Below are 8,622 nucleotides of genomic sequence, written 5' to 3' on the forward strand. Positions count from 1 at the left end.
GATCCCCCCCCAGATGGCGTACCCGCGCTTGGGAGTGGCCCCCTTCCCGGACAGGTTGGGGATGGAAAGGAAGGCCCCAGCGCAAAAGTCTCTCCAGGTGCAAGGGTGCTTCCTCCACAATGGAGCGAGCCACCTTTTCTTCCACCAGGCCGCGGCCCGCTTGCAAGGTGTCTTGGATATGGGCTTCTACGTCCGCCTCATCCACAGGAAAAGCCACCCCACCCTGCGCCCAAGGGGTAGAGCCAGAGGGAAGGGGATCCTTGCTTACCACCAAGGTTGTCGCCCCCTGGGTTTCGGCCCACAGGGCTGCGTACACCCCCGCCACCCCCGCTCCCAGGATCAGCAGATCAGTTTGCCATCGCACTAGCGGTGCGATTTCCCTGCCGTAGGCATAGCACTCTTGCAGCAGCGCCACGTAGTCCTTGCGCTCCAATTTAAGCCCCGGCGGGCACTGCCAGCATGGCCAGGATGGAACGGCGAGCCTTCTCAGCCACCTCCTGGGGCACCTGGATCACGTAGCGCATCTCCTGCAGGGAGCGGTAAATCTTTTCCAAGGTAATCTTCTTCATGTACTCGCAGACGGCTTCTGCCTTGACAGGGATGAACATTTTGTCTGGAGCTTCTTTCTTGAGCCGGTGAAGAATGCCCACCTCGGTGGCCACCACAAACTCGCGGCTTTCTGAAGCTTTGGCGTAGCGCACCATGCCCTCGGTGGAGAGCAGCTTGGCATCCGGTTTGAGGAAGAGACAGCTAGAGCCGCAACTGCACTCCGGGTGAATGAGGAACTCTGCTCCAGGGTGCTCTTCCACCATCGCCTTGAGGTGCTCTTCCCGGATGCCAACATGCACGTGGCACTCTCCCGGAAAGAGATCCAGCTCCCTTCCGGTTACTTGAGCAACGTGGGCTCCCAGAAACATATCCGGCACAAAGAAGATGGGGCGATCCGGGGGCAGGCTGGCCACCACTTGAACTGCGTTGGCGCTGGTTACGCAGACATCTGCCAGAGCCTTGATCTCGGCAGCGGTGTTGACGTAGGCCACCACCAGGCCCTCAGGGCAGGCTGCCTTCCACCGCAGCACATCTTGCGGGCGAATGCTATCGGCCAAGGAACAGCCCGCCTCCAGATCCGGCAGCAGCACCGTCTTTTCCGGGTTAAGGATGGCAGCCGTCTCCGCCATAAAATGCACGCCCGCAAAGACAATCACCTGGGCGCTCGTCTTTTGAGCCTCTCGAGCCAGCCCCAAGGAGTCTCCCACAAAGTCTGCTACCTCTTGAACTTCGGGGAGCTGATAGGAATGGGCAAGGATGACCGCCTGCCTTTCCTGTTTGAGCCGAACAATCTCCTGGACGGTCACGTCAGCGTTGCGTAGCAATAGAGTTTCTCCTTATCATTCTCGACTTCTTGTCGCGACAGCGTTGCGTAGCAATAACGGCTTTGTTCCTCTGTAAGCTGGACGCGATCTGAGGACTTTGTCCCGCTAATGGGCTCGCAGGAGCAGCGCGCAGCGATAGCAGAAAGCGTATCTCCTGCAGTTGGCTGACTCTGCTTTAGCCAAGACGCTCGGAGAAGCCTTTCGCGGCGCTCGGTTGAGCTGGAGCTGGGCCTAGGTTGTTTTCCCAAAGTAGCATCGGTTGCGACGGCGTTGCGCAGCAGTAAAACAGCATCTAGCGAGGACTTGGCTCAGGTTGACATTCCCCCCTGCATAAAGGCAGGGGATTCTTTCAAGCACTCCGCGCCGTCATAGGCGTTCGCGAAAGCGTCGTGTAGCAATGAAGCAGAGGCCGTCCCAGGGGGCGGGGCTTGTTCGCTTTAGCAGCGCGGAGCGCTAAACCCGGTTTTCTTGGTCAGGCAGTGTAGTAGGCCGTGCCTTTGTTGACGAAGTCCAGCGTATAGGCAGCCCGGTAGTTGATGGTTGGCTCAAACACGCCGGCCACTGTCATGCTGTCGAAGAAGTCTTGCCAGCGTTTGTCGGTCATGGCGCCAATGCCTTTTTCCAGCGCATCGCCGGACAAGATGATGCCGTACTCCTGCAATTTCTCGAAGCTGTAGGCCAACTGGGCATCGGTCATTTCCGGGTTGTCCTGCTTGATCAAGCGATAGGCCGGACGGGGATCCTCCAAGAAGCTGTACCAGCCTTTGATAGAGGCATCCACGAATCGCTCCACCAAGTCGGGCTTGGTTTCCACCAGTTGACGACGGGTTTCGATGGTGGTGGCATAGGGTTTGTAGCCCAAATCCGCCAGGAGGAAGACCACCGGCTCAAATCCCCCTTCCCGTTGGATGGCAAAAGGCTCGGATGTCAGATAGCCTTGCTGAGCTGAGCTGGGATCCGCCAAAAAGGGGCCGGGGTTGAAGTTGTAGGGACGAACCTGATCGTCGGTGAAGTCAAAGCGGGCCTTCAGGTAGGGCCAGTAGGTGGCAAGGCCACCTTTCGAGACAAAGATAGGCCGGCCCTTGAGCTCTTCAAAGCGCTGGGTGCCAGGGTGGGCCATGATGATCTGCGGGTCTTTCTGGAAAATGGCTGCCACACACACCAAAGGGATCCCTTCTCGCACAGCATTGATCACCCCTGTGCTTCCCCCCATGGCAAACTCGGCAGCTCCACCGGCCAAAACTTGGGTGATGTTGATGCCGGGGCCACCCATCTTGATGGTTACATCCAGGCCATGCTCGCGGTAGATGCCGGTCGCCACCGCCTGATAGAAGCCGCCGTGTTCCGCCTGAGCATACCAGTTGGTAGCATAGGAAACGCGATCCAGGCCGGATCCCTGAGCCACGATCAGGGTGGGAGAGGGTTTGCGCTGAGCTTGGGCGCCCCCTGCCGCCAGCAGACCGCCCCCAAGGGCTGCGGCTCCCACTTTGAGAAGCTGACGGCGGCTCAGAGCCTTGGTGTTCGAGTCAGAGGGTTGAGACGAAGCCATAATCCATTCTCCCTAAGCTAATCCTTGCAAGGTGTGAGGGGGCCAAAGATGCAGGTACAGCCTATTGAGGGGCTACGGATACGGTTGTAAACCTACTTGTTCTAAACCTCATCGGAGTCAAGCCTCAGAAACACGATGTTTTGTATCCCTTAAGTTTTGTATCCCTTAATTTGTGAACAGGCTGTAACTTGCGACACCCCATTAAGCCAGAAACCCTTGGACAGAGCGGTATCTCCGGCTACCGGTACTTGCAGACGAGATCCGCCGGCATTGGGTTCCATCGGCTAGAGACCAAGTTGCCCAGCAGCCAGCACCTCAGCTCAAGAATGGCAAGGGGAACAAAGCCCGAAACCAACCTTGCCCTGGTCTATCCCAAACCTGTAGCCACCGAACCTGACCGGCGCTCGAAGTAACCTGCAGATCTCATTCTGCCGCAATCTTGCTGGGTCAAAGAGCCCCACCCCTTGAGCATTTGCCGGAGCTGTTGGCAATTTATCCCCGGTCGGGATGGAGTTGCGGTCAAGTCAATTGGAGAGCTTGCTTTCTGCTGAGGCAACCCGCTATGCTACCGCCCAGATTGAGGCATTCTCCCGTGGCAAGTCAGCAGCTTCGTGTCTATGTCCCCCCTCACCCGCTCATTAAGCACTGGCTAACCGTGGCTCGGGATGCGGAGACGCCCATGCCCCTGTTTCGCACGGCCATGTCGGAGCTGGGCCGTTGGCTAACCTATGAGGCGATGCGGGAGTGGATCCCCACCCAGACCGTTCAGGTGCAAACCCCTTTGGAACCCGTTGCCGCGGAGGTCATCGCGCCGGATACCCTGCTGGGCATTGTGCCTGTATTGCGGGCTGGCTTGGCGATGCTGGAAGGCTGTCAGGCCCTTTTGCCCCAGGCGCGGATCTTTCACATTGGCATGGTGCGGGATGAGGAAACGCTGCAGGCCAGTTGCTACCTCAATCGCCTTCCAGAGCGGATCCCTGAACAGATGCGCATTCTCATTCCCGAGCCGATGTTGGCCACCGGGGGCACGCTGCTGTGGGTTTTGGATGAGCTGAAAAAGCGGGGGGCGGATCCCAGCTTGGTCCGGATTGTCTGCGCATTGGCAGCGCCCCCAGGGTTACAGCGGTTGGGATCCCACTACCCGATGGTGCAAATTTTCTGCGCCATGATTGACGAGCGGCTGAACGATCGAGGGTTCATTTTGCCCGGGCTGGGGGATGCAGGGGATCGCGCCTTCGGCACAGAGAACTAGCCACTGACCCACTCAATCTGTCTGTCTTCTCTGCTGCTGGTTTTTGAGCCAAGATCTTCGGCGACACACGCATTCTGTAGTGCTCAATCGAGCTTTTACCACTTCTGGCGCACGGATTGCCCATTCACCCAGATGCTGTGAGGGAGAGCATTTGGGGCTAATCCCCCTCAGATTGGTCAAGCTATTGGATCATAGGTACTGTAGGACGCTTCAGCCGGTCGCGCTACTTGCAATTCTGACGGGGCCAGCACCTTTTCCCTTCCTGCGCCTATGCGACTTGTCCTTACCAGTTTGGATGGCAGCTTGCTGGATCTGGAGTCCAACAGCTATGGTGCTGCCCGACAAGCCTTGGCTGCCCTAGAGCGCCGCTCCATTCCCTTGGTGCTCTACAGCCTGCGCACCCGTGCTCAACTGGAGCAGGTGCGGCGGCAGTTACGCCTGGAGCATCCGTTCATCTGCGAGGATGGATCCGCCGTTTACGTGCCTGAGCATTACTTCCCGGCGGGCATTCTGGATGAGCAGTGGCAACACCGACCGCCCTACTACGTGTATGCCTTGGGTCTGCCCTATTCTCGCCTGCGCAGCATCTTGCAACAGGTGCGCCAAGATTTCCACTTGGACTTGATCGGGTTTGGGGATTGGACTGCCTCTGAACTGGCCGCTGCCACCGGGATCCCTTTGGAAGAGGCGGAGCGGGCGCAGCAGCGAGAGTACAGCGAGATTTTCAGCTATTCCGGGGATCCCGAAACCCTACGGGAAGCTTTTGCCCAACAAGAGGCCAACCTCACCCAACATCTGCTGCGGGTGCGTCAGCTCCACTTCTCCAGCCTGCCGCAATGGTATCTGACCGGATGGATACGGCCAACGATGGCCGCAGAACCCAATTTCTCGCCGGGGGAGCAGGCGGTGCGGCGGCTGCTGGATTGCTATCAACGGCATTTGGGCCCTATCAAGGCTTTGGGCATTGGTTGTTCCCCGCCCGATGTGGCCTTTTTGCGGTGGACGGAGCAAAAAGTGGTGCTTCCCAGCCCAATTGCGGATAGCCTCTGGAGTGAGGCCCTGCCCCAATGGCAATTGGCTCAGCTCCCCGGCCCAGAGGGGTGGAATGAAGTGGTGTTGATGTGGTTGGAGGAAACAGATCATGGTGATGAATAAGCAGCAGAGCGGTTGTCAGGCTGTCCCCCTGGGCTTGAGAACGGCGGGATGCTTGCTGAGTTTGGCGATGGCCATGCCCGCCTACGCACAACCGCCCATGACCCTACTGACAGGAGAACCGACGGTCGCCCAACTGAAGGAAGACGGAGCCCGCTACCTGCAGATGGGCTTTCATACCTTGGCCATCAACGCCTACCGGAGCGCGATTGAACTGGAAGAAAAAACCTTGGTGCTGCCCAGCGAACGGGATCCCGATGTGCCTTTTAACCTCGGCTTGATCTACGCCCGTCAGGGCAAGCTGGCGGAGGCGCGCGCTGCCTTTCAACGCTCGGTAGAGGTGGATCCCAGTAGCTTTAAGGCCCGCTATCAACTGGCTTTGGTGGATCTCAAGCTGGGGAACCTGGCCGCAGCCAAAGAGCAGCTCACCCTTTTGGCCCATGCCGCCAGCAACCATCCGGAAACCCACAGCCATATTCAATCTTTACTGGCCACTCTGGAGTCTGTGCCCCTGCCCGGCCAACAAGGGAAAAACCCGGCTCGTCCTCCAGCCGTCGAGTCAGAAGCCGCCAAGCTCTTGCTCGAACCTCAGAAAACAGAAACAGCCGCCCTGCCAACTGCGACTGAAAAGAAAGGGCCAGAGGAAGAGAAACCCCTCTCGCTTCTGCAGCGGCTCCGCCAACAGGAGCGGGACTAGTTCTCTCTCGGCCCAGACTGACAACCCATGAAGGCATGTAGCTGGATGCCAGGGATCCCGTCACCGGGCCTTGGGCTAGGCTCGCCCCTTTTGGGGATCCGACTGAGAATCCTCGGGCTGGGGCCCTTTGGTGGTGAACACCGTGGTGAACATCATCAGCATGCCTCCCCCCAAGATCAGCAGGGCTAATCCGCCAAACATCCAATTCATCCAAGCTTGAACTTCCATGGGGGAGCTCTCCAGAATACGAGAATCCATTGGGCAGTTTTATCCTACATCTGGAGAAACGGTGCCCAGCAGCTACTGATTGGCTCGGTAAAGCAACCCCAGCCCTACGGCGGCACAGATCAAGTTGGGCAACCAAGCCGCCATTGCTGGCCCCAGCGTCCCAATTTGTCCCAGCGCCTGGGTGATGAACAGCAGCACATAGAAGGCAAAGATAATCAGCACACTGATGCCCAACCCCAAAGAGGAACCGGTGCGCTGCGGGCGCAGCCCCAAAGGCACCCCAATCAGGGTAAACGCCAGACACGCAAAGGGAATGGCATACTTCTGGTTGAGGCTGACCTGCAGACGGCGCACCCGTTGCAGATCGCCAGAGCTGGCAATCACTTCGATATAATGGCTCAGCTCTCGAATGTTCATTTCCTCAGGGCTGCGGATCTCTTGAGCCAGCTCCAGCGGTGCGCGAGGCAGGCGCAACTCCTGCCGGCTGAAGGTGGCAATGTTGCTGTAGGTGCCATCCGGAGAAACGATGTAGTTGGTGCCATCCTCAAACACCCAAAGATTCTCTTGGGGATCCCAGCGTCCCCGTTGGGCCAGCAGGATTTGGTTGAGCGCTTCGTTGGAAAAATCTAGGACGATAATGCCGCGCATTTGCTTCCCATCGAAGCTGCGGGCGTAGAACTGACGGGTTAGCCCTTGTCGCCGGGAAAAGGTGCCGTCTGGCTCAGGCATGAGGATCTCGCCAAATTCTTGGTAGAGGATATTCTCCCGCCGGAAGTCCGGATCCCGATTTAAAGCTCGGTTCAAAGTCGTGGCTGCCTGGCGATTGCTCACCGGAACCACCAGCTCATTGAACAGAAAGGTTAAAGCCGTCACCAGCAAGCTGAGGATGAGGGCAGGCACCATGAGGCGGTAAAGGCTCACCCCGCAGCCGCGCAGGGCTGTGATTTCGCTGTCGGCAGACAAGCGCCCATAGGCCAGCAACGTGGCCAGCAACATGGACATCGGGAACGTCAAAACGATGATCCCCGGCGCCCGCAGCACGAACACCTGCAAGGCTGCTGAAATCGATAACCCTGCCTCCACCACCAGGCGCACCAGCTCGAACAGGGATCCCACCGCCATCACCAAGGTTGTGAAAGCCCCCACCCCAAAGAGAAACGGCAGCAGCATCTCCGAGAGGACATAGCGATCCATCAGGCCCACCGCGCAAACGAGGGAGAGCCTGTGGTCAGGCCGCTCGCGGGAACGGGCAGGAGGGAGAGAATGAAGTTTCACGCAACCCAAGGAAGTAGTAGGCAGGACAGCCGAAGGCTGTTAACGACTCTAGACCGGAACACTGGGCAATGAAAGGCTATCGCCTTCCTTTCTCAACCTAACCCGCCTATGATCGACCCCAAGTAAGCTCAGGCATAGAATTGGGCCGGGTTTGTCTTGGGAAGACTTTCGACATGGTTTCCTCCTCTTCCCCCTCCTGCAATCTTAGGAGTTTGCTGGAGAAACTCCTGGAACTGCGGCGACAAGTTGTAGAGGGATCCCAGAGCTACTTGGCTGCTTGGGGCTGCCCTACCGTCCCCCCTCCGGCCATTCATAACCTGGCGCGGTATCTGGCTCTGCGACAACAGGATCTGCGCAGCCTGCAGTTGGAATTGGCCGCCCTCGGACTGTCGTCGCTGGGGCGATGTGAATCACGGGTTTTGGAAAACCTAGATGCTGTGATTGCCGTTTTGGCAGCAACTCAGGGCTTAGCCTATCCGGCGCCCAGCTATGAAGAGTTTTATGCCGGGGATACGGCACTTGAGCAGCACGCCGAGGCTCTGTTTGGCCCCCCTTCTCCCCATCGCCGCGCGCGCATCATGGTGACCCTGCCCAGCGAAGCCGCCGAGCAGCCGGAGCTGTTGCTGCAGTTGTTGGAGCGGGGCATGAACGTGGCCCGCATCAACTGCGCCCACGACGAGCCCTCGGTGTGGGAGAAAATGGTGGCCCACTTGCGCCAGGCCGAAGCCCAGACCCAACGGCGTTGCAAGATTTTGCTGGACCTGGCCGGCCCCAAGATCCGCACCGGCCCAGTGGCCATGCCCCCTGGCAAAACCAAGGTGTACCGCGGGGATCGCATCCTGCTCACCCCGAAGGTTCCTGAGGCCAGCGCCGATATCTCCTGCCAGGTGACCTGCAGCCTGCCGGAGGTTTTGGCGCACCTGCAAGTGGGGGCAAGTGTTTGGATCGACGACGGCAAAATCGGCGCCCGCGTGGTAAGGATCGAGCCGGCAGGCGTGGTGCTGGAGGTGGACAAAGTTGCCCCTCAGGGCAAGAAGTTGCGAGCAGAAAAAGGCCTCAATTTTCGTAAACTACCCGGCTCCGACCGCTAAGCGGT

General features: G+C 58.7%; 9 protein-coding genes. 4 read left to right on the forward strand and 5 right to left on the reverse strand.

What is annotated here, in order from left to right; translation table 11 throughout:
• The 3 genes from NW856_RS00275 to NW856_RS00285 all read right to left on the reverse strand — a co-directional run.
• Nucleotides 1-433: FAD-dependent oxidoreductase (locus tag NW856_RS00275; protein ID WP_414398475.1), on the reverse strand; the 433-nt coding region annotated here is incomplete at its 3' end.
• 1 nt (nt 434) lies between these two features.
• Nucleotides 435-1,373, reverse strand: a complete 939-nt coding sequence (nadA, locus tag NW856_RS00280; protein WP_414398478.1) for a quinolinate synthase NadA — start codon at nt 1,371-1,373, stop codon at nt 435-437.
• 472 nt (nt 1,374-1,845) lie between these two features.
• Nucleotides 1,846-2,922 carry an ABC transporter substrate-binding protein gene (locus NW856_RS00285; RefSeq protein ID WP_414398479.1) on the reverse strand — a complete coding sequence of 359 codons (1,077 nt, stop codon included), beginning with the start codon at nt 2,920-2,922 and terminating at the stop codon, nt 1,846-1,848.
• A gap of 562 nt (nt 2,923-3,484) precedes the next feature.
• Here NW856_RS00285 and upp point away from each other — a divergent pair.
• From upp to NW856_RS00300, 3 genes are all read left to right on the forward strand, one after another.
• On the forward strand, nt 3,485-4,174 hold the full coding sequence (upp, locus tag NW856_RS00290; protein WP_414344397.1) for a uracil phosphoribosyltransferase: 690 nt from the start codon (nt 3,485-3,487) through the stop codon (nt 4,172-4,174).
• A 270-nt stretch (nt 4,175-4,444) separates the two neighbouring features.
• On the forward strand, nt 4,445-5,329 hold the full coding sequence (locus NW856_RS00295) for an HAD hydrolase family protein (RefSeq protein ID WP_414398481.1): 885 nt from the start codon (nt 4,445-4,447) through the stop codon (nt 5,327-5,329).
• Nucleotides 5,316-6,023, forward strand: coding sequence for a tetratricopeptide repeat protein (locus NW856_RS00300; RefSeq protein WP_414375473.1), 708 nt, complete (start codon nt 5,316-5,318; stop codon nt 6,021-6,023). Before NW856_RS00295 ends, NW856_RS00300 begins: the two co-directional genes overlap by 14 nt.
• A gap of 75 nt (nt 6,024-6,098) precedes the next feature.
• Here the strand turns inward: NW856_RS00300 and NW856_RS00305 are convergent, their stop codons facing one another.
• The gene (locus NW856_RS00305; RefSeq protein WP_414328994.1) at nt 6,099-6,251 is read right to left on the reverse strand and encodes a hypothetical protein; all 153 of its coding nucleotides are present in this window, start codon (nt 6,249-6,251) and stop codon (nt 6,099-6,101) included.
• A 72-nt stretch (nt 6,252-6,323) separates the two neighbouring features.
• Nucleotides 6,324-7,526 carry an LptF/LptG family permease gene (locus NW856_RS00310; protein WP_414398484.1) on the reverse strand — a complete coding sequence of 401 codons (1,203 nt, stop codon included), beginning with the start codon at nt 7,524-7,526 and terminating at the stop codon, nt 6,324-6,326.
• A gap of 212 nt (nt 7,527-7,738) precedes the next feature.
• Between NW856_RS00310 and NW856_RS00315 the strand changes: the two genes are divergently transcribed.
• On the forward strand, nt 7,739-8,617 hold the full coding sequence (locus tag NW856_RS00315) for a pyruvate kinase (RefSeq protein ID WP_414398485.1): 879 nt from the start codon (nt 7,739-7,741) through the stop codon (nt 8,615-8,617).
• Nucleotides 8,618-8,622: the final 5 nt, after the last annotated feature.

The sequence above is a fragment of the Synechococcus sp. R3-13 genome (assembly GCF_047462195.1).
In the GTDB taxonomy this organism is placed as follows: domain Bacteria; phylum Cyanobacteriota; class Cyanobacteriia; order Thermostichales; family Thermostichaceae; genus Thermostichus.

What these genes read in the sequence shown, in the direction of transcription:
- NW856_RS00285 (WP_414398479.1), bottom strand. Translation starts at nt 2,922, where the DNA reads ATGGCTTCGTCTCAACCCTCTGACTCGAACACCAAGGCTCTGAGCCGC.
- upp (WP_414344397.1), top strand. Translation starts at nt 3,485, where the DNA reads ATGCTACCGCCCAGATTGAGGCATTCTCCCGTGGCAAGTCAGCAGCTT.
- NW856_RS00300 (WP_414375473.1), top strand. Translation starts at nt 5,316, where the DNA reads ATGGTGATGAATAAGCAGCAGAGCGGTTGTCAGGCTGTCCCCCTGGGC.
- NW856_RS00295 (WP_414398481.1), top strand. Translation starts at nt 4,445, where the DNA reads ATGCGACTTGTCCTTACCAGTTTGGATGGCAGCTTGCTGGATCTGGAG.
- NW856_RS00305 (WP_414328994.1), bottom strand. Translation starts at nt 6,251, where the DNA reads ATGGAAGTTCAAGCTTGGATGAATTGGATGTTTGGCGGATTAGCCCTG.